Origin of the sequence: Shinella sp. (assembly GCF_035998705.1) — a bacterium.
Classification (GTDB): Bacteria; Pseudomonadota; Alphaproteobacteria; order Rhizobiales; family Rhizobiaceae; genus Shinella.
Window position 1 is genome coordinate 444748 of record NZ_DASYHH010000022.1, and the last position, 23690, is coordinate 468437.

General features: G+C 64.1%; 21 protein-coding genes. 15 read left to right on the forward strand and 6 right to left on the reverse strand.

Annotation, left to right across the window (positions count from 1 at the left end):
- Positions 1-66: 66 nt before the first annotated feature.
- Entirely contained in the window at positions 67-1599 is a 1533-nt protein-coding gene (locus VGN93_RS18870; RefSeq protein ID WP_327508638.1) for a sigma-54 dependent transcriptional regulator, read from the reverse strand.
- Positions 1600-1766: 167 nt separating this feature from the next.
- Between VGN93_RS18870 and VGN93_RS18875 the strand changes: the two genes are divergently transcribed.
- The 10 genes from VGN93_RS18875 (at position 1767) to VGN93_RS18920 (ending at position 13509) form a co-directional block, all read left to right on the forward strand.
- Entirely contained in the window at positions 1767-3620 is a 1854-nt protein-coding gene (locus VGN93_RS18875) for a M3 family oligoendopeptidase (protein WP_327508639.1), read from the forward strand.
- 18 nt (positions 3621-3638) lie between these two features.
- Positions 3639-4796, forward strand: a complete 1158-nt coding sequence (locus VGN93_RS18880; RefSeq protein WP_327508640.1) for an aminodeoxychorismate synthase component I — start codon at positions 3639-3641, stop codon at positions 4794-4796.
- On the forward strand, positions 4781-5554 hold the full coding sequence (locus VGN93_RS18885; RefSeq protein ID WP_327508641.1) for an aminotransferase class IV family protein: 774 nt from the start codon (positions 4781-4783) through the stop codon (positions 5552-5554). Before VGN93_RS18880 ends, VGN93_RS18885 begins: the two co-directional genes overlap by 16 nt.
- Positions 5551-6444 (forward strand): DUF3445 domain-containing protein, encoded by an 894-nt coding sequence (locus VGN93_RS18890; protein ID WP_327508642.1) that lies wholly within the window; start codon positions 5551-5553, stop codon positions 6442-6444. Before VGN93_RS18885 ends, VGN93_RS18890 begins: the two co-directional genes overlap by 4 nt.
- A 132-nt stretch (positions 6445-6576) precedes the next feature.
- A complete protein-coding gene (locus VGN93_RS18895) occupies positions 6577-8028 on the forward strand; it encodes a homospermidine synthase (protein ID WP_327508643.1) in 1452 nt (483 codons plus the stop codon).
- Positions 8029-8225: 197 nt separating this feature from the next.
- Positions 8226-8597, forward strand: coding sequence for an outer membrane lipoprotein Omp10 (gene omp10 / locus VGN93_RS18900; protein ID WP_327508644.1), 372 nt, complete (start codon positions 8226-8228; stop codon positions 8595-8597).
- 207 nt (positions 8598-8804) lie between these two features.
- The gene (locus tag VGN93_RS18905) at positions 8805-10733 is read left to right on the forward strand and encodes a 5'-nucleotidase C-terminal domain-containing protein (RefSeq protein ID WP_327508645.1); all 1929 of its coding nucleotides are present in this window, start codon (positions 8805-8807) and stop codon (positions 10731-10733) included.
- A 137-nt stretch (positions 10734-10870) separates the two neighbouring features.
- Entirely contained in the window at positions 10871-11902 is a 1032-nt protein-coding gene (hemH, locus tag VGN93_RS18910) for a ferrochelatase (protein WP_327508646.1), read from the forward strand.
- A 99-nt stretch (positions 11903-12001) separates the two neighbouring features.
- Positions 12002-13048, forward strand: coding sequence for an SPFH domain-containing protein (locus VGN93_RS18915; protein ID WP_327508647.1), 1047 nt, complete (start codon positions 12002-12004; stop codon positions 13046-13048).
- Positions 13049-13050: 2 nt separating this feature from the next.
- Complete coding sequence (locus VGN93_RS18920; protein WP_327508648.1) at positions 13051-13509, forward strand: NfeD family protein; 459 nt, start codon at positions 13051-13053, stop codon at positions 13507-13509.
- A 63-nt stretch (positions 13510-13572) separates the two neighbouring features.
- On the opposite strand, the gene VGN93_RS18925 is transcribed toward VGN93_RS18920, so the two are convergent.
- Positions 13573-14568 carry a KpsF/GutQ family sugar-phosphate isomerase gene (locus VGN93_RS18925; protein ID WP_319320867.1) on the reverse strand — a complete coding sequence of 332 codons (996 nt, stop codon included), beginning with the start codon at positions 14566-14568 and terminating at the stop codon, positions 13573-13575.
- A 165-nt stretch (positions 14569-14733) separates the two neighbouring features.
- On the opposite strand from VGN93_RS18925, the gene VGN93_RS18930 reads away from it, so the two are divergent.
- On the forward strand, positions 14734-16221 hold the full coding sequence (locus VGN93_RS18930) for an outer membrane beta-barrel protein (protein WP_327508649.1): 1488 nt from the start codon (positions 14734-14736) through the stop codon (positions 16219-16221).
- A gap of 4 nt (positions 16222-16225) precedes the next feature.
- On the opposite strand, the gene galU is transcribed toward VGN93_RS18930, so the two are convergent.
- Positions 16226-17113: a UTP--glucose-1-phosphate uridylyltransferase GalU gene (gene galU, locus VGN93_RS18935; RefSeq protein ID WP_327508650.1), complete on the reverse strand. Its 888-nt coding sequence runs from the start codon at positions 17111-17113 to the stop codon at positions 16226-16228.
- A gap of 237 nt (positions 17114-17350) precedes the next feature.
- Here galU and VGN93_RS18940 point away from each other — a divergent pair, with 237 nt between their 5' ends.
- Together VGN93_RS18940 and VGN93_RS18945 are read left to right on the forward strand one after the other, a co-directional pair.
- Positions 17351-18571 carry a lytic murein transglycosylase gene (locus tag VGN93_RS18940; RefSeq protein ID WP_327508651.1) on the forward strand — a complete coding sequence of 407 codons (1221 nt, stop codon included), beginning with the start codon at positions 17351-17353 and terminating at the stop codon, positions 18569-18571.
- 136 nt (positions 18572-18707) lie between these two features.
- Complete coding sequence (locus VGN93_RS18945; RefSeq protein WP_327508652.1) at positions 18708-19856, forward strand: DUF459 domain-containing protein; 1149 nt, start codon at positions 18708-18710, stop codon at positions 19854-19856.
- Here the strand turns inward: VGN93_RS18945 and VGN93_RS18950 are convergent.
- Genes VGN93_RS18950 through VGN93_RS18960 form a run of 3 tightly spaced genes read right to left on the reverse strand, consistent with a single transcriptional unit; the run spans position 19853 to position 22193 of the window.
- Positions 19853-21196: a HAMP domain-containing sensor histidine kinase gene (locus VGN93_RS18950; RefSeq protein WP_327508653.1), complete on the reverse strand. Its 1344-nt coding sequence runs from the start codon at positions 21194-21196 to the stop codon at positions 19853-19855. The two genes, VGN93_RS18945 and VGN93_RS18950, sit on opposite strands and share 4 nt — an antisense overlap.
- A complete protein-coding gene (locus VGN93_RS18955) occupies positions 21193-21858 on the reverse strand; it encodes a response regulator transcription factor (protein WP_327508654.1) in 666 nt (221 codons plus the stop codon). The genes VGN93_RS18950 and VGN93_RS18955 overlap by 4 nt, the downstream gene beginning before the upstream one ends.
- Positions 21858-22193 (reverse strand): PepSY domain-containing protein, encoded by a 336-nt coding sequence (locus VGN93_RS18960; RefSeq protein ID WP_319320847.1) that lies wholly within the window; start codon positions 22191-22193, stop codon positions 21858-21860. The genes VGN93_RS18955 and VGN93_RS18960 overlap by 1 nt, the downstream gene beginning before the upstream one ends.
- A 112-nt stretch (positions 22194-22305) precedes the next feature.
- Here VGN93_RS18960 and VGN93_RS18965 point away from each other — a divergent pair, with 112 nt between their 5' ends.
- Positions 22306-22569: a PepSY domain-containing protein gene (locus tag VGN93_RS18965; RefSeq protein WP_327508655.1), complete on the forward strand. Its 264-nt coding sequence runs from the start codon at positions 22306-22308 to the stop codon at positions 22567-22569.
- A gap of 50 nt (positions 22570-22619) precedes the next feature.
- Positions 22620-23585 carry a calcium-binding protein gene (locus tag VGN93_RS18970; RefSeq protein ID WP_327508656.1) on the forward strand — a complete coding sequence of 322 codons (966 nt, stop codon included), beginning with the start codon at positions 22620-22622 and terminating at the stop codon, positions 23583-23585.
- Positions 23586-23690 lie beyond the last annotated feature (105 nt).

Sequence of the window (23690 nt, forward strand, 5' to 3'; positions counted from 1 at the left end):
AACAATCCACTAACAGGGAATAAACGGCAATCGAGAAATCTCAAGTGGCCGGGATTCCAAGGGTTTTTACGCAGCTTCTTTCAACGGATTGTCTGGGTCGATGCCATAATCCTTCAGTTTGCGATAGAGAGTCGAGCGGCCAATGCCTAATTTTCGGGCAACCTGGCTCATCTGGCCATGATAAAACTTCAGGGCAAAACGGATCAGTTCCTCTTCCACCTCGGCCAGTTTGCGCACATGGCCGCCCTTGTCGACGCTGGAAATGGCGGTGTCGGCGCCGGCATCGGCGCTCACTGATTCGTTCGGCCGGAAGTCCGGATAGACGCTCGGCAGGCGGGATTCCGAGGCGGGTTCCGGCGTGCGAAGGTTTGCCACCTCCCAGGTCACGGCACCGTCTTCGGCAAGCCCATAGCCCGGGACCTGTGCCGCGATCTGCGGGAAGTCGGCCGCGTTGAGCTCTGCCCCTTCCGACAGCACGACCGCGCGGAAAATGGCGTTTTCGAGCTGGCGGATGTTGCCCGGCCAGTCATAGGCCGTCAGCAGCGCCATCGCGCCGGCGGAAACGCCGAGCGGGCGGGCAAGCTTCTGCTCGCCGGCAAAACGCTGCACGAAGGCGCGCACGAGAACCGGAATGTCCTCCTTGCGCCGGCGCAGCGCCGGAATGGTGATCGGGAAGACGTTGAGGCGGTAATAGAGGTCCTCGCGGAAACGGCCCTCGCGCACCTCGTTGATGAGGTCGCGGTTGGTCGCCGAGATGAGCCGGACATTGACCTTCTGCGGAAAGCGGGCGCCGATCGTCTCGATCTCGCCCTGCTGCACCGCGCGCAACAGCTTCACCTGCACTTCGAGCGGCAGGTCGCCGATCTCGTCGAGGAACAGCGTGCCGCCGTCGGCCTCCATGAATTTTCCCGTGTGGCGCTCCGTCGCGCCGGTGAAAGCACCCTTCTCGTGGCCGAACAGGATGCTTTCGACGAGATTGTGCGGGATCGCCCCGCAATTGACGGTGACGAAGGGCTTGTGCGCCCGCTCGCTCGCCGCCTGGATGGCGCGCGCCACCATTTCCTTGCCGACGCCCGATTCGCCTTCCAGCACCACCGGAATATTCGACTGCGCGGCGCGGCGGCCGAGCTCGATGACGCGCAGCATTTCCGGGCTTGCCGAAACGATGTCGTCGAAATGCACGGTCTCGCTGCGGTTGCGGCGCCCGCCGCGGCCGCGGCCTTCGCGCTGGTCCATCTTCAACGCATTGCCGACCGCCACGTTCAGGCGCTCCGGCGAGACCGGCTTCACCACGAAATCGAAGGCGCCGGCGCGCATCGCCATGACCACCGTCTCGATGCCGCCCTGCCCCGTCTGCACGATCACCGGAATGGTGTTCTCGCGCTCGCCGAGCGCCTCGAGAAAGGCCGAGCCGTTCATTTCCGGCATCATCAGGTCGAGCAGGATCACATTGATCAGACCGCCCTTGCGATCGAGCAGATCGAGCCCGGCGCGACCATTTTCCGCCATATGGGCGACATGGCCGGAGCGCTCGATCATGTTCTTCAACAACCTGCGCTGGACAGGATCATCGTCGATGACAAGAATATGGGCCGTCACTGGAACCTCCTTGCCTTCAGGCGCGCCTCATGCACGCCCAAGGGAACTGAACACCAGCGGACCTTGGCAGAAAGGGTTGAACATGCCGTTTTGAGAAAGGCTTGCATTTTAACCAACGCCGACGCAAGCAAGACAACCGATCCGACCACCTGGAAAAGAGAGTGAAGATGACCCGTAATGTCCCCGAAGCCCGCATCGTCTTCGCGCCGGCGGAAGCCGCCGCTGCCGCCGAGCTGGGCGACCTTCCCGGCTGGAATCTGACCGATCTCTACCCCGCGCCGAACGCGCCGGAATTCCTGGCCGACATGAAGAAGGCCGAGGCGGATTCGCTTGCCTTCGAGGCTCGATGGAAGGGCAAGCTGGACGCCGCGACCGAGAAGACGGGCGACGAGGGCATCGGTGCCGCCGTGCGCGAATTCGAGACGCTGGAAGACCTGCTCGGCCGCATCGTCTCCTTTGCCGGCCTCACCTATTTCACCAACACGACCGATCCGGCCAACGGCAAGTTCTACGGCGACGTCCAGTCGAAGCTGACCGATCTCGGCGCGCATCTCCTGTTTTTCTCGCTTGAACTCAACAGGATAGCCGACGAGCGCATCGATGCGGCGCTCGAAAGTGATGCGCTTGCCGCGCACTATCGCCCGTGGATCGAGGACCTACGCAAGGACAAGCCCTACCAGCTCGACGACAAGACGGAGCAGCTTTTCCTCGAAAAATCGATGACGGGTGCCGCCGCCTGGAACCGCCTGTTCGACGAGACCATGGCGTCGCTGCGCTACGATATCGACGGCGAGGAAGTGCCGCTGGAGATCGCCCTCAACCAGCTCCAGTCGCCTGACGGCGAGGCCCGCCGCAAGGCGGCGCAGGCCCTCGCGGCGACCTTCAAGGCAAACATCCGCACCTTCACGCTGATCACCAACACGCTGGCGAAGGACAAGGAAATCTCCGACCGCTGGCGCGGCTTTTCCGACATCGCCGACAGCCGGCACCTGGCCAACCGCGTCGAGCCGGAGGTGGTCGCAGCGCTGGCCGCGGCCGTGCGCGAAGCGTATCCGCGCCTCTCCCACCGCTACTATGCGATGAAGGCGAAGTGGCTCGGAATGGAGCAGATGCAGTTCTGGGATCGCAACGCGCCGCTGCCCGAGACATCGGACGCGACGATCTCCTGGGACGAGGCGCGCGACACCGTGCTTTCCGCCTACAACGCCTTCGCCCCCGAAATGGCCGATATCGCCAAACGCTTCTTCGACCATGGCTGGATCGACGCCCCGGTGCGCCCCGGCAAGGCGCCGGGCGCCTTCGCGCATCCGACCGTGCCTTCCGCGCATCCCTATGTGCTCGTCAACTATATGGGCAAGCCGCGCGACGTGATGACGCTCGCCCATGAACTCGGCCACGGCGTGCACCAGGTGCTGGCCGGCGGCCAGGGCGCGCTGATGGCGTCGACGCCGCTCACGCTCGCCGAAACCGCTTCCGTCTTCGGCGAGATGCTGACCTTCCGCAGCCTGCTCGACAAGACGAAGGACCAGCGCGAGCGCAAGGCGATGCTCGCCCAGAAGGTGGAGGACATGATCAACACGGTCGTGCGCCAGATCGCCTTCTACGAATTCGAGCGCAAGCTGCACACCGCCCGCAAGGAAGGCGAACTCACCAGCGACCAGATCGGCGAACTCTGGCTGTCGGTGCAGGAGGAAAGCCTCGGCCCGGCCATCAAGATTTCCGAGGGCTACGAGACCTATTGGGCCTACATCCCCCACTTCATTCACTCGCCCTTCTACGTCTATGCCTATGCCTTCGGCGATTGCCTGGTGAACTCGCTCTATGCCGTCTACCAGCAGGCGGATACCGGCTTCCAGGCGAAGTATTTCGACCTGCTCAAGGCCGGCGGCACCAAGCATCATTCCGAACTGCTGAAGCCGTTCGGCCTCGATGCGAGCGATCCGTCGTTCTGGAGCAAGGGACTGTCGATGATCGAGGGGCTGATCGACGAACTGGAAGCGCTTGATAAGGCCTCATCGTAAAAGAAGCCGGATGCTCGCATGACCGACCGCGAACGCTATGTGCTCCTCAGGGACGACCGCGAGGACCGGACGGTGGTTTTCGCCGATCCGGTCGCAACCGTCACCGTGCGCGAGCGCGCCGGCTTCGAGCCGGCCTTTGCGGCCTTGCAGGCGGCGCATGAAAAGGGTCACTGGATCGCCGGCTTCATGAGCTACGAGGCCGGCCATCTCTTCGAGCGGAAGCTGGCGCCGCTCGCCGTGGAAAACCGGCCGACGCCGCTGATGAGCTTCGGCATTTTCGAGAAGCCTGCGGACGACCACCCGCTCGCCAGGCCACGCCAACGCACCGAGAACGAACCTTTCCTCACCGAGCCGAAAGCCGACTGGGATTTCGAGACCTACCGCAGCCGCTTCGACCGGCTGCACCAGCATCTGCGCCAGGGCGACTGTTACCAGGCGAACCTCACCATGCCGATCCGCGCCCGCTGGACCGGCGATCCCCTCGCCGCCTTCTGGTCGCTGATCGAGCGCCAGCCGGTACGCTACGGCGCCTTCGTTTCGCTCGACGGGCCGCAGCTGCTTTCCCGCTCGCCCGAACTCTTCTTCGAGATCGATAAAGAGGGCTGGATCGAGACGCATCCGATGAAGGGCACGGCACCGCGCGGCGCCAATGCGGCGGAGGATGCGAGGATCATCGCGGAGATGCAGGCCGATCCGAAATCGCAGGCGGAAAACCGCATGATCGTCGACCTGCTACGCAACGACATCTCGCGCATCACCGAGGTCGGCACGCTTCATGTGCCAAAACTCTTCGCCGTCGAGACCTATCCGACCGTGCACCAGATGGTGAGCCATGTGCGGGCGAAGCTGACGCCCGGCGCCTCGATCCGCGACATCTTCGCCGCCCTCTTCCCCTGCGGCTCGATCACCGGCGCGCCGAAGATGCGCGCCATGGAAATCCTGCACGACCTGGAGGACGGCCCGCGCGACGCCTATTGCGGCGCCATCGGCATGATCGCCCCGGATGGCACCATGCGTTTCAACGTCGCCATCCGCACCATCTCGGTCTTTGAGGATGGCGAAGCGGTCTTCAACGTCGGCGGCGGCATCGTCTTCGATTCCACCGCGGAATCGGAATATGAGGAAGCGCTGCTCAAGGCGCGCTTTGCGGTGGGGGATCAATGGATATCTCGCTGATCGAGACCTTGCGGTGGGAGCCCGGCGCGGGCTTCGTGCGGCTGGAGCGGCATCTGGCGCGGCTGGCGCGGTCGGCGGCGGCGTTGGGACTGCCGGGGGAGGACGGCGCGAGGTCGGCGCTTGCTGCTGCGCTACCCCCCTCTGCCCTGCCGGGCATCTCCCCCTCAAGGGGGGAGATTGGATGGGGAGACGTTTCGCCCATTGTCAACGCTGCATGGGAGCGACGATCAAGCTCCTTACCGATCTCCCCCTTTGAGGGGGAGATGCCCGGCAGGGCAGAGGGGGGTGAGTCGCACACGCAACCCCTCCGCATCCGCTTCGAACTCTTCGCCGACGGCCGCATCGATGTGCAGACGGCCGCCTTTACAGCGCTCGCGCCCGACACAATCTGGCGCCTGAAGATCGCCACCACCCGCCTCGCCTCCACCGACCCGCTGCTCCGCCACAAGACCTCCCGCCGCGCCGCCTACACCGCAGCCCGTGCCGAATTCCCGGCAATAAAGGTCGACGAGGTGATCCTCCTCAACGAGCGCGGCGAACTTTGCGAGGGCACCATCACCTCGCTCTTCCTCGACGACGGCACCGGCATCCTCAAGACGCCGCCGCTCGCGTCCGGGTTGCTGGCCGGCGTACTCCGGCAAGAACTGCTCGAAACCGGCAAGGCCGTGGAGCACGTCCTTCGACCCGAGGCTCTCGCACGCGGCACCATCTACGTCGGCAATTCGCTGCGCGGGCTCATCCGGGGCAGCCTCGCATGAAACAACCGACCTACACGCCTTACGATGGCTCCGCCCGTCTCTTTACCATCGGCCTCGGCCCGCTCGACCCGGCCCGCTGGATCGAGCCGGACGGCGATCTCGACCGTTATCTCCGCGAAAAGGACGGGCTCATCGCCGATCACCGCGACACCGTCTTCGTCGAGGAAGCGGAGACGCGCGTAGCGCAGCAGGAGGTTCTCGACCTTCTCGCAAGCCACGTCACCCAGCAGCACCCCGCCCTCTACCGCCGCGAAGGATCGACGATCCGCATCGGCGAACGCACCATCGCCCTCGATGCGGACGAGGCACCGCTCGTAACAGCCGGCGCGCTGGTGCAGGAGGATCTCGTCCTCATGCGTCGCGACGAAACCGGCTGGCGGCTCGTGGCCGGTTATGTCGCCTTCCCCTCCTCCTGGTCGCTGCCGGAAAAATTCGGCAAACGCATGGAGGATATCCACGCGCCCGTGCCGGATTTCGGCGACGGCACGCGCAATGCCACGCTGATCAACCGCATGTTCGACAATCTCAAGGTCGAGCAGCCGGTCTTCCGCTTCAACTGGTCGATCAACCCGGATGCCGACCTGCACTATCCGGCCTCCAAGGCGCACGGCGCCCTGCCGGACGGGCATGCGCTGTCGCTCGAAACCACCTTCGCCCGCGTCGAGCGCCAGACGCTGCGCAAGCTGCCGGTCTCGGGCGATATCCTTTTCACCATCCGCATCTACAACGATCCGCTCGCCGCGGTGCGTACGCTGCCCGATGCCGCCAAGGTCGCGGCCATCTTCGCCGACCAGCTCGAGGCGCTGAGCCTGCCGCAGGCGGAATACAAGGGACTTGTCGCGAAACGGGCGACGCTTGCGGCGCAATTGCGGGCGGTTGCGGCCGGTTAAGAATATCGCCGGAGAAATCTGTAGCCCACTCTTTATTGTGACAGAAATCTGTGCTCTAGCGCTGCGATACTATGCTATGGGGCCCTCAGAGGCCCTGTTTTTGCGAAAAGCGGCCGTCCGCAGGAGAACCAAATGGCAGACAGCACCTATCCGGTTTATGGCGAAATCACCGGTCCGATCGTGATGATCGGCTTCGGCTCCATCGGGCGCGGCACGCTGCCGCTCATCGAGCGCCATTTCAAATACGACCGGAACCGGCTGATCGTCATCGAGCCGCGCGAAGACGCCGCCGACGCCGAGATCTACGCCCGCCATGGCGTGCGTCACATCAAGGCGCATATCACCAAGGAAAACTACAAGGACCTGCTGAAGCCGCTCCTCAAGGAAGGCGGCGGCCAGGCGTTCTGCGTCAACCTCTCGGTCGACACCGGCTCGCTCGATCTCATCAAGCTCTGCCGCAAGCTCGACGCACTCTATATCGATACGGTCATCGAGCCCTGGCTCGGCTTCTACTTCGACAAGAACATGAAGAATGCCGACCGCACGAACTATGCGCTGCGCGAAACGCTGCGCCACGAGAAGAACAAGAACCCGGGCGGCACGACGGCCGTTTCCACCTGCGGCGCAAATCCGGGCATGGTTTCCTGGTTCGTCAAGCAGGCGCTGGTCAACCTCGCCAAGGATCTGGAACTGAAGTTCGAAGAGCCCGCACAGGACGACCGCGAAGGCTGGGCCAAGCTGATGAAGAAGGTCGGCGTCAAGGGCGTGCACATCGCCGAGCGTGACACCCAGCGCACCAAGAACCCGAAGCCGTTCAACACCTTCTGGAACACCTGGTCGGTCGAAGGCTTCATCTCGGAAGGCCTGCAGCCGGCCGAACTCGGCTGGGGCACCCATGAAGAATGGATGCCGAAGAACGCCAAGAAGCACAAGAAGGGCTGCAAGGCCGCGATCTACCTGGAACAGCCGGGCGCCAACACGCGCGTGCGCTCCTGGTGCCCGACGCCCGGCCCGCAATACGGCTTCCTCGTCACCCACAACGAGTCGATCTCGATCGCCGACTACTACACGGTGCGCGACAAGGACGGCGACGTCTCCTACCGCCCGACCTGCCACTACGCCTACCATCCGGCCAACGACGCCGTGCTCTCGCTGCACGAGATGTTCGGCAATGGCGGCCACCAGCAGCCAGTGCTGCACGTGCTGGACGAAAACGAGCTGGTCGACGGCATCGATGAACTCGGCGTGCTGCTCTACGGCCACGACAAGAACGCCTATTGGTACGGTTCGCGCCTGTCGCTGGACGAAACCCGCCGCATCGCCCCCTACCAGAACGCGACCGGCCTGCAGGTGACCTCCGCCGTGCTCGCCGGCATGGTCTGGGCGCTGGAAAACCCGAAGGCCGGCATCGTGGAAGCCGACGAGGTCGATTACAAGCGCTGCCTGGAAGTGCAGACGCCGTATCTCGGCCCGGTCGAAGGCCACTACACAGACTGGACCCCGCTCGACGGCCGCCCGGGCCTCTTCCCGGAAGACCTCGACACGAAGGATCCGTGGCAGTTCAAGAACATCCTGGTTCGCTAACGCGGCCTGACAAATCGAATGCCGGACGCCCGCGGCCAAGCCGCGGGCGTCTTCGTCTCAAGGAGGCTTTCGGCGGGGCTTTCAATGGGATAATGCCCATTCGCCGGGCGGCCCGTCTTGCTTTCGACGTCTCTTCGCGGCATGGTCTGGCGAATTGGACGGGTGGTTCGCGCCACCGTGACCCTGGGAGACTGTAGATGAAGCCGATCACCGCCCTCAGCCTGCTGGCCGCCTCTGTCGCGCTCGCCTCCTGCCAGAGCGACCGCGCCCCCCGGGATTTGCCCCCCATCCGCCAGCAGCAGCAGACCGGCGTCGAGGGCGCCTGGGTCGATCCGAACGGCATCGTCTCCACCTTTGCGGCCGGCACATTCTCGACGCGCACGACCGACACGAACCAGCTCCTGGCATCCGGCACCTACATCAAGACCTCGCCGACGCTGGTCGAGATCAACATGACCTCGCTGGTGCGCAACACGCAGTCCAAGGTCAATTGCGCGCTGGTCAGCCAGGCACAGCTCAACTGCACCACGGCCGAAGGCGCGCAGTTCTCGCTCGCCCGCCGCGCCTGAGCGAAAGGCACATCTGCAAAAGAGGGCCGCAAGGCCCTTTTTTCGTTTCAGCGCATAAACATCGATCGTTTCGGCGTCGTGTCTTTTCTCTTGAAGTTGCCGACAAGCGGTGAAAACATCCGCCGGCCGGCTGTCATGTTTCCGGCCTATCGTGCAGCGGACAGCCTCTCCCGCGCCTCGCCGCGGGCAAACAAGGAGAACAGGACCATGACGATTTTCCGATCCGGCCTTCTGGCCGCCTCCCTTATCGCGCTCTCCAGCGGCTCGGCGCTTGCGGATTACGAGCTGAACATCCTGCACATCAACGACCTGCATTCGCGCATCGAGGCGATCAACAAGTTCGATTCGACCTGCTCGGCCGAGGAAGAAGGCAAGGGCGAATGCTTCGGCGGCGTCGCGCGCCTGAAGGCTGCGATCGATGCCCAGCGCCAGGCCCAGACCGGCAAGAACCTGCTGCTGCTGAATGCCGGCGACAATTTCCAGGGTTCGCTGTTCTACACGACCTACAAGGGCGCGGTGGAAGCGGAATTCCTGAACCTGATGAAGTTCGACGCCATGACCGTCGGCAATCATGAATTCGACGACAGCGAGGACGGGCTCGCGACCTTCCTCGACAAGGTGCAGTTCCCGGTCGTGACCGCCAACGTCGCCGCCAGCGCCAGCTCGAAGATCGGCGACCGCATCAAGCCCTTCATCGTGCTCGAACAGGGCGGCCAGAAGATCGGCATCGTCGGCGCGGTCGCCAACGACACGGCGGAACTCTCCTCGCCCGGCCCGAACGTGCTGATCGGCGATGACGTCGCCGATATCACGGCGGCGATCGGCGAATTGAAGAAGCAGGGTGTCAACAAGATCATCGCCCTCACCCATGTCGGCTATCCGCGCGACCTCGCGGCGATCGCCAAGATCCCGGATGTCGACGTCGTGGTCGGGGGCCATACCAACACCTTCCTGTCGAACACATCGGACAAGGCGGAAGGCCCCTATCCGACGCTGGTCGACAATCCCGGCGGCTACAAGGTGCCCGTCGTGCAGGCCGGCGCCTATTCGAAATATCTCGGCAACCTGAAGGTCGTGTTCGACGACGCGGGCGTGGTGAAGGCAAGCTCCGGCGAGCCGATCCTGATCGACTCTTCGATCAAGCCGGACGAGGCCGTTCTCGCCCGTATCAAGGAGCTCGGCGGCCCGATCGAGGAATTGAAGAACAAGATCGTCGCCGAAAGTGCCGCCCCCATCGATGGCTCGCGCGAAACCTGCCGCGCCGCCGAATGCGCCATGGGCAACCTCGTGACGGACGCCATCCTCGACCGCACCAAGGGCCAGGGCACGACGATCGCCATCACCAATGGCGGGGGGCTTCGCGCCTCCATCGACGGCGGCCCGGTCTCCATGGGCGAAGTGCTGTCGGTGCTGCCGTTCCAGAACACCGTCGCGACCTTCCAGCTCAAGGGCTCGGACCTCGTCGCCGCTCTCGAAAACGGCCTTGGCCAGATCGAGGAAGGGGCCGGCCGCTTCCCGCAGGTCTCCGGCATGAAATATTCCTTCGACAAGTCGAAGCCGGCCGGTAGCCGCGTCGTCTCCGTCGAGGTCAACGAGGGCGAGACCTTCGTGCCGCTCGATCCGGCCAAGACCTACAACGTGGTCTCCAACAACTACATGCGCGCCGGTGGTGACGGCTATTCCGTCTTCGCCAAGGCCGGCATGAACGCCTACGACTTCGGCCCGAACCTCGAACTGGTGGTCGCCGACTATCTTTCGGCACACCGCCCCTACCAGCCCTACACGGATGGCCGCATCACCGAGGTAGCAGCCGCCACCGTCGTCGAAAGCCCGACGACCGCCGAGACCGCCACCAGCACCGAGACCGCGCCGGCAACGGGCGAAACGGCGACCTCCACGGATACCGCCGCCAAGTCGGTCGAGGGTACGGCCACGACGGGCGAGGCTGCAACCACGACCACGGCGACCACTACGGCCGGCGGTAAACACGTCATCACTCGCGGCGACACGCTGTGGGACCTCGCCAAGGCCGCCTATGGCGACGGCACGCTGTGGCGCCGGATCGCGGAAGCCAACGGCAATCCGCGGCCGCGCGCCCTGCATGTCGGCACGGAACTGTCGATCCCGGCCAAATAAGGACAATTTGTCTCCACTTTTTCTGCCGGCCCGGGCTTTCCCGGGCCGGTTTTTCTTTTTAGAACGATTCTGAACCAACCCGGCTCCGCCCGCGTAAACGGGCGATGACCGAAAAACCGCACGCACAGGATCGCATCATGCAGGACCATGGCCCAAAGCCCGCCAACCATCCGCCCGTCAAAAACGGCAAGGTCGGCGTGCTGCTCGTCAATCTGGGCACACCTGACGGCACGGACTACACCTCCATGCGCCGCTACCTGAAGGAGTTCCTGATGGACAGGCGGGTGATCGAATGGTCGCGCCTCGCCTGGTATCCGATCCTTTTCGGCATCGTGCTCAACACCCGCCCCGGCAAGGTCGGCAAGGCCTATGAGACGATCTGGAACAAGGAGAAGAACGAAAGCTACCTGCGCACCTATACGCGCAGCCAGGCCGAACTGATGGCAAAATCCTTCGCCGACCATCCCGACGTCGTCATCGACTGGGCCATGCGCTACGGCCAGCCCTCCATCGCGTCGCGCATGGATCATCTCCAGAAACAGGGCTGCGACCGCATCCTCGTCTTCCCGCTCTATCCGCAATATGCGGCGGCAACGACCGCGACCGTCAACGACAAGGCCTTCGAGACGCTGCTCAAGCTGCGCTGGCAGCCGGCCCTGCGCACCGTGCCGCCCTACCACGACGACCCGGCCTATATCGATGCGTTGGCCATATCGATCGAAAAACATCTGGCGACGCTCGACTGGGAGCCGGAGAAGGTGCTGACCTCCTTCCACGGCATTCCGAAAAGCTATTTCGAAAAGGGCGACCCCTACTATTGCCAGTGCCAGAAGACCGCACGCCTGCTGCGCGAGCGTCTCGGCTGGTCGGAAGAAAAGCTGATGATCACCTTCCAGTCACGCTTCGGGCCGGAGGAATGGCTGCAGCCCTACACCGACAAGACCGTCGAGAAGCTGGCGCAGGAGGGCGTCAGGCGCATCGCCGTCATCAATCCCGGCTTCGTCTCCGATTGCCTGGAAACACTGGAGGAAATCGCCGAGCAGGCGGCCGAAAGTTTCCACCACAATGGCGGCGAGAAATTCACCCACATTCCGTGTCTCAACGACACGCCGGAAGGCATGACCGTGCTGGAAAAAGTCGTGCGGCGCGAACTCTCCGGCTGGATCTGAGCACCGATAAATCTTCTGCCCGTCCAAATAGACTGGCGCCGCGGCGCGTATTCCTTAAAGTGGCGCCGCGCCGCACCATTTCTCGGGGAGAAGCAGAATATGAACCTGGCCGGTTTGGATATCGTCGTCATCGCCCTCGTGGTCCTGGTCATCCTGATCCTCTTTGCCGGGATCAAGACGATCCCGCAGGGCTACCAGTACACGGTGGAACGCTTCGGCCGTTACACGCGCACGCTGGAGCCCGGCCTCAACCTCATCATCCCCTTCATCGACCGCATCGGCGCGAAGATGAACGTAATGGAACAGGTGCTCGACATTCCGACGCAGGAAGTCATCACCCGTGACAATGCCAGCGTTTCGGCCGACGGCGTCGCCTTCTACCAGATCCTCAATCCCGCCCAGGCCGCCTACCAGGTCGCCAACCTGGAAAACGCCATCCTCAACCTCACCATGACGAATATTCGTTCGGTCATGGGCTCGATGGACCTGGACGAGCTGCTCTCCAACCGCGACGTGATCAACGACAAGCTGCTGCGCGTCGTCGACGAGGCGGCCAATCCCTGGGGCATCAAGATCACCCGCGTCGAGATCAAGGACATCGCGCCGCCGAAAGACCTCGTCGATTCGATGGGCCGGCAGATGAAGGCCGAGCGCGAAAAGCGCGCGCAGGTGCTGGAAGCCGAAGGCGCCCGCAACGCTCAGATCCTGCGTGCCGAAGGTGCCAAGCAATCCGCCATCCTCGAGGCCGAGGGCCAGCGCGAAGCCGCATTCCGCGACGCCGAGGCCCGCGAACGTCTGGCGGAAGCCGAAGCCAAGGCGACGAAGGTCGTGTCGGAAGCCATCGCCGCCGGCAGCGTGCAGGCGATCAACTACTTCGTCGCGCAGAAATATACCGAAGCCATGGCCGCGATCGGCAAGGCGCCGAACTCCAAGATCGTGCTGATGCCGATGGAAGCCTCCGCGCTCGTCGGCTCACTCGGCGGCATCGGCGCCATCGCCCGCGAAGTCTTTGGCGACGGCGGCCCGGCGCAGGGGACGGTGACACCGCGCACGCGCCAAACAACGACGACGACCCCGGCCACGACCACCACGGCCTCGACGCCCGCCTTCCGCAACCCGTTCGATCCGACGTCGCAGGGAAGCTGAGCATGATCGAGCGCATCGTCGCGGAACTCGGACCCTGGGCCTGGTGGGTGCTGGGCATCGTTCTTCTCATCCTCGAAGTGCTGATGCCGGGCGTCTTCCTCGTCTGGATCGGCATTGCGGCGATCATCACCGGCGCCCTCTCGCTGCTGCTGTGGGAAACCGCGTTATGGACATGGCAGGCGCAATGGCTGGTCTTCGCGGTGCTGTCGCTGATCGCGGCGCTGGTGGGCCGCCGGATTGTCAGCACAAGGGGCCAGACCTCCGACCAGCCGCATCTCAACCAGCGCGGCCAGAGCCTCGTCGGCCGCACGGCAACGCTGGAGCAGCCGATCGCGGAAGGCCGCGGCCGCATTCGCCTCGACGATACGATGTGGAGCGTCCAGGGGCCGGACCTGCCGGTCGGCGCGCGGGTCCGCGTCACGGCCAGCAATGGCCGCGATCTTACGGTCGAAGCCATCTAGCCAAACAAAAACCCCGTATTTTCAAGAAATACGGGGTTTTGTTTGCACCTGTGGAGGTACGGATCAGGCGACGCCGATGCGCAGCAGGTCGTGGAAATGCACGACGCCGACCGGGCGGAAGGTTTCGTCGGTGACGATCAGCGCGGAAATATTGTACTGGTTGAGCAGGCCGAGCGCTGCGGTCGCGAGCGTCGTCGGCTTCACGGTCTTCGGCGCGCGCGTCATGATCTCGTTGACGCTGAGTTCGGCGAGGTTGCGCGAAAGATTGCGCGCGATATCGCCGTCCGTGACGATGCCGACGAGGATGCCCTCGTCATTGATGACGCCGACGCAGCCGTAACGCTTCTGCGAGAGCAGCAGCACGGCATCCGGCATCGAGGTGCCGAGTGCCACGAGCGGCATGTTCTCGCCGCTATGCATGATATCACCGACATGCGAGAGGCTGGCACCAAGCTTGCCGCCGGGATGGAAGGTCTTGAAGTCCGTCGCGGTGAAGCCGCGCGCTTCGAGCAGCGCCACGGCAAGCGCATCGCCGAGTGCCAGCTGCATCAGCGTGGACGTGGTGGGCGCCAGGCCATGCGGGCAGGCTTCCTGCTCCTTCGGCAGCAGCAGCACCGTATCCGCCTCGCGGGCAAGTGCGGAGCGTTCGCCGGAGGTGATGGCGATCAGCGGAATGGAAAAGCGGCGGGAATAGGAGACGATGCCCTGCAATTCGGCGGTTTCGCCGCTCCAGGACATGGCGAGGATGACGTCGTCGCGGGCGATCATGCCGAGGTCGCCATGCGTGGCCTCGACGGGATGCACGAAGAAGGAGGGTGTGCCGGTCGAAGCGAGCGTCGCGGCGATCTTCACGCCGATATGGCCCGACTTGCCGACGCCCGTCACGATGACGCGGCCGCTGATGTCGCCTATGAGGCGCACGGCCTCACAGAATGCGTCGTAGAGCCGTCCTTCCAGCGCCGCAGCGAGCGCGGTGAGACCAGCTTTTTCCGTTTCAACGGTGCGAAGTGCGGAGGCGATAGCGCCGTCGCTGTCAACATTTGCCTGTCTTTTGATCATGCGCCTCGTTACCGCTTTTGCAGGAAACTGTCCATGCACGAATGACGGCAGAGTGTTACGGCGAGTGATTCCGCCCGAAAGCAACCAAGCGTTAACCACGACGGTTTACGTTCGCTTAGGAAATTGGAAAGAATCGCAGGCCCAATCATGCCAGAGGCAAACGGAATGGATCGCGGGGCACTTTCGCCCCGCCTGTCACGGCGTCTGGCCGGGCTCTTGCTCGCCGGCACCATGTTTGCCGCCATTCCCGCCCTCGCCCAGCAGCAACTGCCTGCCGAAACGACGACGTTCCAGCAGCCGCTCAATCCCCTCGTCGACGATCCTGATGCCGATCCCGATGCCGACCCGGCCGATGCGGCGACGACAGCCACCACGACGACGCCCCAGCCCGCCCTGACCGACGACCAGGCCGGCGCGCTCGCCGAGGCCGCCGACGAGACGGGCGCGATCCGGCGCACCGCCCGCGAGGGTGAACGCCTGAACGCGCGCGAAGGCAATATCGACAACGTGACGAGCGACTTCGGCGATCCCTATGAACCGACCGGCATCCGTCTCGGCGCCTTCGTGCTGAAACCCTCGCTGTCGCAGGGCATCGGCTACGAGAAGACCAAGACGGGTTCTTCCTCGCAAAGCCGCAGCTTTTCCGCGACCGGCTTCCGCGGCTCGCTCGTCTCCGACTGGTCGCGCCACCAGCTTTCGATCGTCGCGGACGGCGTCTACCAGCGCAATCTCAGCGGCAGCGGCGAGACCGAACCGGAATTCAACATCAACAGCGACTTGCGGCTCGACCTCAGCAACGACACGATCGCCAACCTGACCGCCGGCTACAGCTTCGAGCGCGAAAATTCCAGCGATCCGAACGCCATCGACGGCGCCAGCGCGCAGTCCGGCGTGCACAATTTCACCGCCGGTGCGCGCGTGACCCGCGATTTCGGCGTGATCCGCGGCACCATCGCCGCCGATATCGAACGCGAAATCTACGGTTCGGCCAAGCTCGCAAACGGCGACAAGCTCAGCCTTTCCGACCGAAATTTCACGGAAGGCACGCTGACGGGACGCGTCGGCTTCGAGGTCTCTCCCGCCCTGATCCCCTATCTCGAAGCCTCGATCGGCCGCTCGGTCTACGACCACAAGCGCGATTCTCTAGGCTACGAGCGCTCCGCCTCGACGCTTGGCGGACGCGTGGGCGTGGAGGTCGATCTCGGCGAAAAGCTGCGCGGCGATCTTGGCGTCGGCTACCAGCGCTCCGGCTTCGACGACAGCCGCCTGAAGGCGATCGAGGCGGTGGCGATCGACGGCTCGATCTTCTGGTCGCCGCAGCGCGGCACGGATCTCAGGCTCGGCCTCAGCACGGAAATCGAACCCTCGACCAGCGCCGGCCAGAGCGGCTACGTCGCGTATGAAACGACGGCGGAACTGACGCACGAACTGCGCGAAAACCTCGTGGCGCGGCTGAGCGGCGCCTATACCTGGCGCAACTTCCCCTCCTCCGGCAGCGCCGACCAGAACGTCTACCTCGTCGGCACCGGCCTCACTTGGGACCTCAACCGCTGGCTGGCGCTCACCGGAGACGTCTCCTACGAGCTGACGACCCAGTCGGGCCCCGATACCGGCATCACGCGCGCCGGCATCGGTCTCGTGCTCAGGCGCTAAAACCTTATTTCAGCTTGGCGACGAGTTCCCGCAGCGGCCCCTCGACCGACGGGCGGATATCCGCACGCGCGAGCGCGAAAGCGATGTTGGCCAGGATGAAACCGTCCTTCGCGCCGCAGTCGTAGGTTTCCCCGCGAAAATGGTAGGCGGCGAACTTCTGGCTGCCGGCGAGCTTCACCATGGCGTCGGTGAGCTGGATCTCGTTGCCCGCACCGCGCTCCTGCGTGGAGAGGATCGGGAAGATTTCCGGCTGGAGGATGTAGCGGCCGTTGATGAAGAAGTTGGAGGGCGCGGTGCCCTGCGGCGGCTTCTCGACCATCTTGGTGATGGCGAAACCGTCGCCGATCGTCTCTCCGACGCCGACGATGCCGTATTTATGGGCCTGGTCCGGCGCGCATTCCTCGACGGCGATGATGTTGGCGCCGCTATGCTCGAAGAGCTCGACCATGCCCTTCAGGCAGCCCTTCTCGCCCTTCATGATCATGTCGGGCAGGAGCAGCGCGAAAGGCTCGTTGCCGACGAGTTCGCGGGCGCACCAGACGGCGTGCCCGAGGCCGAGCGGCTCCTGCTGACGGGTGAAGCTCGTGGAGCCCGCGACCGGCAGGATGCTTTCGAGCAGCGTCAGCTCGGCGGTCTTGTTGCGCTGGCGCAGCGTCTGCTCCAGCTCCACCTGGATGTCGAAATAGTCCTCGATGACCGCCTTGGAGCGGCCGGTCACGAAGATCAGGTGCTCGATGCCGGCATCAATCGCCTCGTCGACCACGTACTGGATCACCGGCTTGTCAACGACGGTCAGCATTTCCTTCGGCACGGCTTTCGTTGCCGGAAGGAAGCGGGTGCCGAGGCCCGCCACTGGAAACACTGCTTTGCGAACCTTACGCGTCTGGGACATTAATCACCTCGTTGAGCCCCTGCCCTCATGGCCAGGACATATCTGTGCCGGAATAGAGTCAAATTGCTATTTTTTTGCAAAGCACGACTTTTTTACGAAGGAAGCCATCTTTTCGTGAAGGAAGACGGGGTAAAAATTTGATGGTAAAGAATTTGTTGACTTCGTTTTTATAAGTTTTGCGAACAGCCGATGGTTCCATGCCATCGAACCGAAATTTGAAAACGGACATGATAGCCGATGACACAGAATCTGAAGACCGTTCTGCGCCGATCCGCGCTCACCCTCCTGCTGACGGCCGGGCTTTTCGCCCAGACCACCGCCGCCCACGCGGATGCCCGCTTCCAGAAGTGGATCGCCGACTTCTACGCTACGGCATCCGAAGCCGGCATCAGCAAATCGACCTACCAGAAGGCGTTTTCCGGCGTCAAGACACCCGACGCGGCCGTCCTTGAAAAGGCCGCTTACCAGCCGGAATTCAAGCACAAGATCTGGGATTACCTCGATTCGCGCGTCAATCCGTATACGGTGCGCATCGGCCGGGAGATGGCGGCAAAACACGGCCGCACACTCGCCGCCCTCGAGCGCCATTTCGGCGTCGACCGCAACATCCTGCTGGCCATCTGGTCGATGGAATCGAACTATGGCGCGGTGCTCGAGAAGGATGACCGGCTGCACTATGTGCCGCGCGCACTCGCGACGCTCGCCTATGCCGACAAGAAGCGCGCGAAATTTGCCCGCACGCAGCTGATTGCGGCGCTGAAGATCATCCAGCGCGGCGACATCGCCGCCTCCGACATGACCGGCTCCTGGGCCGGCGCCATGGGCCACACCCAGTTCATCCCGACGAGCTACCTGATCTATGCCGTCGATGCCGACGGCAACGGCCACCGCGACATCTGGAACTCGGTGCCGGACGCCTTAGCGACCGCCGCGAACCTGCTTGCCAAGAACGGCTGGCAGGCCGGCAAGACCTGGGGTTACGAGATCGTCGTGCCGACCGGCGGCAGCAAATATTCCGGCCAGACCAAGACGCTCGCCCAATGGTCGAAGCTCGGCTTCACGCGCCCGAACGGCTCGGGCTTCAAGAACGGCGCGGACCGCGCCGAGCTGAAGCTGCCGGCAAACGGCGGGCCGGGCTTCCTGATGACCAAGAACTTCTTCGTCATCAAGCGCTACAACGCGTCCGACTCCTACGCGATGGGCGTCGGCATGCTGGCCGACCAGCTCGCCGGCTATAGCGGCGTCAAACAGCGCTGGCCGCGCCCGGAGGGCACCCTCGACATCACGGAAAAGTTCGAGTTGCAGACCCGCCTCAAGGAACTCGGCTATTATGAGGGCGAGGTCGACGGCAATTTCGGTTCCGGTTCCAAGGCCGCGATCCAGGCTTTCCAGAACCGCATGGGCCTTTCCGCGGATGGCGAGCCGAGCCAGCAGCTCTTGAAGGCGCTCCGCCGCTGACGACGGTCCACACCGAATCGAGGGGCGCTTCGGCGCCCCTTTTTGTTGCCGGACGCTTCCGCTTGCGCGCTTCATTTGCCATCATGCCGCCACCGATATCCCGCAGGATCGCGGAAGAGACGGGGAGCCCATCGCGATGAGCATGACGACGACGTTCCGGATTGTGCGGCTCAGCCTCGCTGTTGCCGTTGCGGCGAGCGTCGTCGTGACCGCCATACCCGCCGGCGCGCAGGAGCGTCGCGAGCGCAAGACGATCCTCGAACTGCTGTTCGGCACGCCGAAGCGCAAGGAGGTCGTCCGCGAGCCGGAAATCAGGAAGCCGCGTACCGCCAACCGCAAGAAGAAGCAGACGACGACGGTCGCCACCAAGCCGGAACCGGCGGCGATCGAAAAACTGCCGGATGCCAAGGTGGTGCTCGTCGTCGGCGACTTCATCGCCGGCAGCCTGGGCGAAGGGCTGATCGCCGCCTTCGAGGCGACGCCCGGCATCGTGGTCGAACGCCGCACCAACGGCTCCTCCGGCATCGTGCGCGAGGATTATTACAACTGGCCGACCTCGCTGCCCACATTGATCACGGAAACCAAGCCCGCCTTGATCGTCGTCAGCATGGGCGCCAACGATCGCCAGCAGATGACGGTCGGAGGGGAAAAGGAAAAGTTCCGCTCCGAGGCCTGGACGAAGGAATATGAAGCCCGCGTCGCGCGCCTCGCCACCCTTGCCCGCAATGGCGGCAAGCCGATGATGTGGATCGGCATGCCGGCCTTCCAGTCCTCCGCCATGACTGCCGACATGACGACGCTCAACAATATCTATCGTGCGGGTGTCGAGAAGGCGGGTGGCGAATTCGTCGATATCTGGGACGGTTTCGTCGACGAGAACGGCAAGTTCGTGATTTCCGGCTCCGACATCAACGGCCAGCAGGTGCGCCTGCGTGGTTCTGATGGCATCAACTTCACCAAGGCGGGCAAGCGCAAGCTCGCCTTCTACGTGGAGAAGGAAATCCGCCGCGTGCTGGGTGACGCCGCCGCCGATGGCCCCGGCCTGCAAGGCGACCTGAAGGACCTCGTGGTGACGGCGCCGGCCGAGGACACGGAAATCACCAAGACCCAGCCGATCAGCCTCGCCGACCCGGCGCTCGACGGCGGGACGGCGCTGCTCGGCGGCGCGGTCATCAAGGGCAACGGCAAGAGCCTGCGCGAAAAGCTGGTCGAAAAGGGCGAGATCGCCGATGCGCCGCTCGGCCGCGTCGATGATTTTCGCTTGAACAAGGTCGCCACACCCTAAGCGACGATGCGTGGCAGGGTGATGCGGGCGCAAAGTCCCGGCTGGCGGTTTTCCAGCGCGAAGCTGCCGTTCGCCTCCTCGACGAAACTCTCGACGATCGCCAGGCCAAGGCCCGCACCTTCGCTCGTCGTGTCGAGACGGCTGCCGCGCTTCAGCACAAAATCGATCTCGCCTTCAGGAATGCCCGGACCGTCGTCGGTGACCTCGATGATTGCCGAATGCCCTTCCATGCGGGCGAAAATGCCGACGGTGGTCCTGGCATAACGCGCGGCATTTTCCGCAAGGCTGCCGAGGATTTCCGCCAGATCCTCCGGATCGATGCGCAGGATCAGCCCCGGCTCGATCTCCTGCTGCCAGTCGAGATCGCGCCCCGCCGGCGTGCGTGAGACAACGCTGACGACCTGCGAGGCGACGCGGCCGAGATCGCTGCGCCCGGCATGCCCGCGTTCCGCCTGGCGCGCACGCGCCATCTCATGGTCGACATGGCGGCGCATGCGCAGGATGATCGCCTCGATGTCCTGAGCGACACTCTCCTCGCCGCGCTCGCGCAGCCGCAGCACGTCGCCGGAAAGGATTTGCAGCGGCGTCTTGAAGCCATGCGCCAGGTCCGCGGCCCGCTCGCGCGCCTTGCGAAGCTGGTTTTCGCGCGATTGCAGCAGGGCGTCCACCTCGCCGGTCAGAGGCAGGACCTCGTCGGGAAAATCGTTGCCGAGCCGTTCGGCCTTTCCCGCCCGGATGGCGGAGAGGCGCTCGGTCAACGTCGCGAGCGGCCTGAGACCCACGAAGATCTGCACGAAACTCGCCGCCAGCAGAAGGGCGGCAAGGGCCTGGAGATAGGGCAGGAGATCGCCCTCGAACTCGTCCGTCGCGCGGGAAATATCGGTCCGGTCGATCGCCACCGCCACCCGCAGCGGCCGCGCGCCGGCACGCTCGGGCGTCACCACCTCGCGCTCGACGAGGAGCAGCGGCACCGCGCCCGGCCCCGGAATGGTCGCCGTGTGCACGCCGCCGGCCGGGATATCCGGGAGCGTGAGAATATCGTCCCAGAGCGAGCGGGAGCGCAGGCGCTTGCCCTCCCCCTCGATCTGCCAGTAGAGGCCGGACAGCGGGCGCTCGAAGCGGGGATCGACCGGCGGTTTGACGAGGTCGAGCGCCGTGCCCGGCTGTTCGGCAAGGCCGGCGATGATCTGGTTGAGATGCAGCACCAGCTCGGACGCGATGCGGCGCTCGACATGCCGCTCGAACAGGGTGGAAAGAACGAAGAACGCCGCCACGAGGGCGGCGATGATGGAGGCAGCGCCCGCAAGCGCGAGGCGAAGGCGCAGCGACCGGCGCGTCACGGCGCGCTCTCGCCCATAAAATAGCCGAAGCCGCGCCGCGTGCCGATCGCGACGGCGCCGAGCTTCTTGCGCAGCCGCGCGACCAGCGCCTCCAGCGCATTGGCATCGCGCGAATAGTCGTCGCCATAGAGGTGCTCCTGCAACTCGGTCGGCGGCACGATGCGGTCGCGGTGATGGCCGAGATAGCTGACGAGGCGGTATTCCAGCGGCGTCAGCGATTGCGGCACGCCATTGACGCTGACCCGCATCGCCCGCGTGTCGATGGTGACCGGGCCGATGGCAATGGTCGCCGCGCCATGGCCGACGGAACGGCGAATGAGCGCGCGGGCGCGGGCCAACAGCTCCTCGAACTGGAAGGGTTTCGGCAGATAGTCGTCGGCGCCGGCATCGATGCCCTCGACCCGCTCCGCCCAGCTTCCGCGCGCCGTCAGCACCAGCACCGGCATGTGCCGGCCGTTCGCCCGCCAGCGCTTGAGCAGCGACATGCCGTCGAGGCTCGGCAGGCCCAGATCAAGGATGATGAGGTCATAATCCTCGGTATCGCCGAGGAACCACGCGTCCTTGCCGTCGCACGCGGTTTCGACGGAATAGCCCGCGCCGCTGAGGACGGCGGAGACATCGGCCGCAATGCGGGCATCGTCCTCGACGAGAAGCAGGCGCATCAGTCGGCATCGTCCTCTACGATCGCCATCGTCTTGGCATCGAGCTGAAGCTCGACGATCTGGCCGGACGGCTGGATGAATTCCAGCTCATATATATAGCGCCCGTTCTCGCGCTCAAGCTCGACTTCGATCAGGTCGCCCTGAACATGCTTGCGCGCTTCCACGATGATCTCCTCAAGCGGCCGCACGAGCCCCTGTTCGAGCGCCCGGCGGGCTTCCTCATGCTCTATCGCATCGTCGTCGTCATCCGCCTGCGCGCCCATGGGCGGCGCAATGGAGAGGGCGACGAGCAGAGCCAGCGCCAGCGGAAAAGGGGTCAGGAGTTTCTTGATCATGCGCCTACCTATACGCGAGCCAAACTGACAAATCGCTGACAGCGCCTGTCAGGGACGCAACAGCCGGCCTGTGCGAATCCTCTTTTCAACAACGACAGGAAAGGACTTCGCAATGCGCACCATGACGACCGGCCTTCTCGCCGCGGGCCTCTTCGCCTTCGCCCTGCCCGCCCAGGCCGAAACCACCAAGGCGCCGACCCGCAAGACGCTGGAACAGGTCGTCACCGATCTTTCCGCCAAGGGCTACACGATCCGCGAGATCGAGATGGATGACGGCCACTTCGAGGCAAAGATCGTCGATGCGAAGAGCGTCGTCAGCGAAGCCAAGATCGACGGTTACACCGGCGAGATCCTGCGCCTGGAACGCGAAGACTGATCCTCCCCCAACCTATCCCCTGAAGACCCGATCAAAAAAGGACATTTCCCATGGTAAAGATCACCGGCACTTCCAAGGCCAACACGCTCAAGGGCCAGTCGACGTCTGACGACATCTACGGCTATGCCGGCAACGACAAGCTCTTCGGCTTCGGCGGCAATGACGATCTCGAAGGCGGCGCCGGCAACGACTGGCTGCAGGGCGGCACCGGCAATGACGAACTGACCGGCGGTTCCGGCCGCGACACCTTCGTCTTTTCCAGCGGCCGCGACGAGATCGACGATTTTTCCAGCCGTGACGATACGATCATCATCGACAGCGCGCTCGGCGTGAAGAACTTCACCGAGCTGAAGGCACTCGCCAAGTCCGTCGATGGCGGCGAGGACGTGCGCTTCGACTTCGGTAACGGCAACACGCTGACGCTCGACGACACCAAGCTTTCGAGCCTGAAGTCGAGCGACTTCTCCTTCAGGTCCGTTAATACCGACGAGCCGACGGACCCGCGTTCCGGCGATGACGTGCTGAACGGCAACAGCAAGGCCAACACCATTTCCGGCGGTGACGGCAATGACAAGATTTCCGGCTTCGGCGGCAACGACAAGCTTTCGGGCGATGCCGGCAACGACAGGCTCTATGGTGGCGCCGGCCATGACGACCTGGAGGGCGGTTCCGGCAACGACATTCTGTCGGGCGGTTCGGGTAATGACGACCTCGAAGGCGGTTCCGGCAACGATCGCCTGAACGGCGGCTCCGGCAACAACGAACTGGAAGGCGGCGCCGGTCGCGACACTTTCGTCTTCACGACGGGCAAGACGGAAATCGAGGACTTCCGGGCCGATTTCGACACGATCGAGATCGCCAGGAGCCTGGGCGTATCGAGCTTCGCCGACCTCACCGACATCGCCCGCACCGCCGACGGCGGCAAGGACGTGGTGTTCGATTTCGGCCGGAGCGAATTGCGCCTCGAAGACACCAAGCTCGCCGACCTCTCGGCGTCGGACTTCCTCTTCGTCTGAGGCGGGTATCGCCCCTCATCCCGCTGCCGCGACCTTCTCCCCGTAAACGGGGAGAAGGGGCTTGTGGCAAGGCCGTGCCTAAATCAGGCATGGCGAAACCGGGCA

Coding starts and splice junctions, on each gene's coding strand:
- VGN93_RS18890 (WP_327508642.1), top strand. CDS start 5,551: ATGAAACAACCGACCTACACGCCTTACGATGGCTCCGCCCGTCTCTTT.
- VGN93_RS18895 (WP_327508643.1), top strand. CDS start 6,577: ATGGCAGACAGCACCTATCCGGTTTATGGCGAAATCACCGGTCCGATC.
- VGN93_RS18965 (WP_327508655.1), top strand. CDS start 22,306: ATGCGCACCATGACGACCGGCCTTCTCGCCGCGGGCCTCTTCGCCTTC.
- VGN93_RS18925 (WP_319320867.1), bottom strand. CDS start 14,568: ATGATCAAAAGACAGGCAAATGTTGACAGCGACGGCGCTATCGCCTCC.
- hemH (WP_327508646.1), top strand. CDS start 10,871: ATGCAGGACCATGGCCCAAAGCCCGCCAACCATCCGCCCGTCAAAAAC.
- VGN93_RS18875 (WP_327508639.1), top strand. CDS start 1,767: ATGACCCGTAATGTCCCCGAAGCCCGCATCGTCTTCGCGCCGGCGGAA.
- VGN93_RS18905 (WP_327508645.1), top strand. CDS start 8,805: ATGACGATTTTCCGATCCGGCCTTCTGGCCGCCTCCCTTATCGCGCTC.
- VGN93_RS18960 (WP_319320847.1), bottom strand. CDS start 22,193: ATGATCAAGAAACTCCTGACCCCTTTTCCGCTGGCGCTGGCTCTGCTC.
- VGN93_RS18970 (WP_327508656.1), top strand. CDS start 22,620: ATGGTAAAGATCACCGGCACTTCCAAGGCCAACACGCTCAAGGGCCAG.
- VGN93_RS18930 (WP_327508649.1), top strand. CDS start 14,734: ATGGATCGCGGGGCACTTTCGCCCCGCCTGTCACGGCGTCTGGCCGGG.
- galU (WP_327508650.1), bottom strand. CDS start 17,113: ATGTCCCAGACGCGTAAGGTTCGCAAAGCAGTGTTTCCAGTGGCGGGC.
- VGN93_RS18885 (WP_327508641.1), top strand. CDS start 4,781: ATGGATATCTCGCTGATCGAGACCTTGCGGTGGGAGCCCGGCGCGGGC.
- VGN93_RS18955 (WP_327508654.1), bottom strand. CDS start 21,858: ATGCGCCTGCTTCTCGTCGAGGACGATGCCCGCATTGCGGCCGATGTC.
- VGN93_RS18945 (WP_327508652.1), top strand. CDS start 18,708: ATGAGCATGACGACGACGTTCCGGATTGTGCGGCTCAGCCTCGCTGTT.
- omp10 (WP_327508644.1), top strand. CDS start 8,226: ATGAAGCCGATCACCGCCCTCAGCCTGCTGGCCGCCTCTGTCGCGCTC.
- VGN93_RS18940 (WP_327508651.1), top strand. CDS start 17,351: ATGACACAGAATCTGAAGACCGTTCTGCGCCGATCCGCGCTCACCCTC.
- VGN93_RS18920 (WP_327508648.1), top strand. CDS start 13,051: ATGATCGAGCGCATCGTCGCGGAACTCGGACCCTGGGCCTGGTGGGTG.
- VGN93_RS18915 (WP_327508647.1), top strand. CDS start 12,002: ATGAACCTGGCCGGTTTGGATATCGTCGTCATCGCCCTCGTGGTCCTG.
- VGN93_RS18880 (WP_327508640.1), top strand. CDS start 3,639: ATGACCGACCGCGAACGCTATGTGCTCCTCAGGGACGACCGCGAGGAC.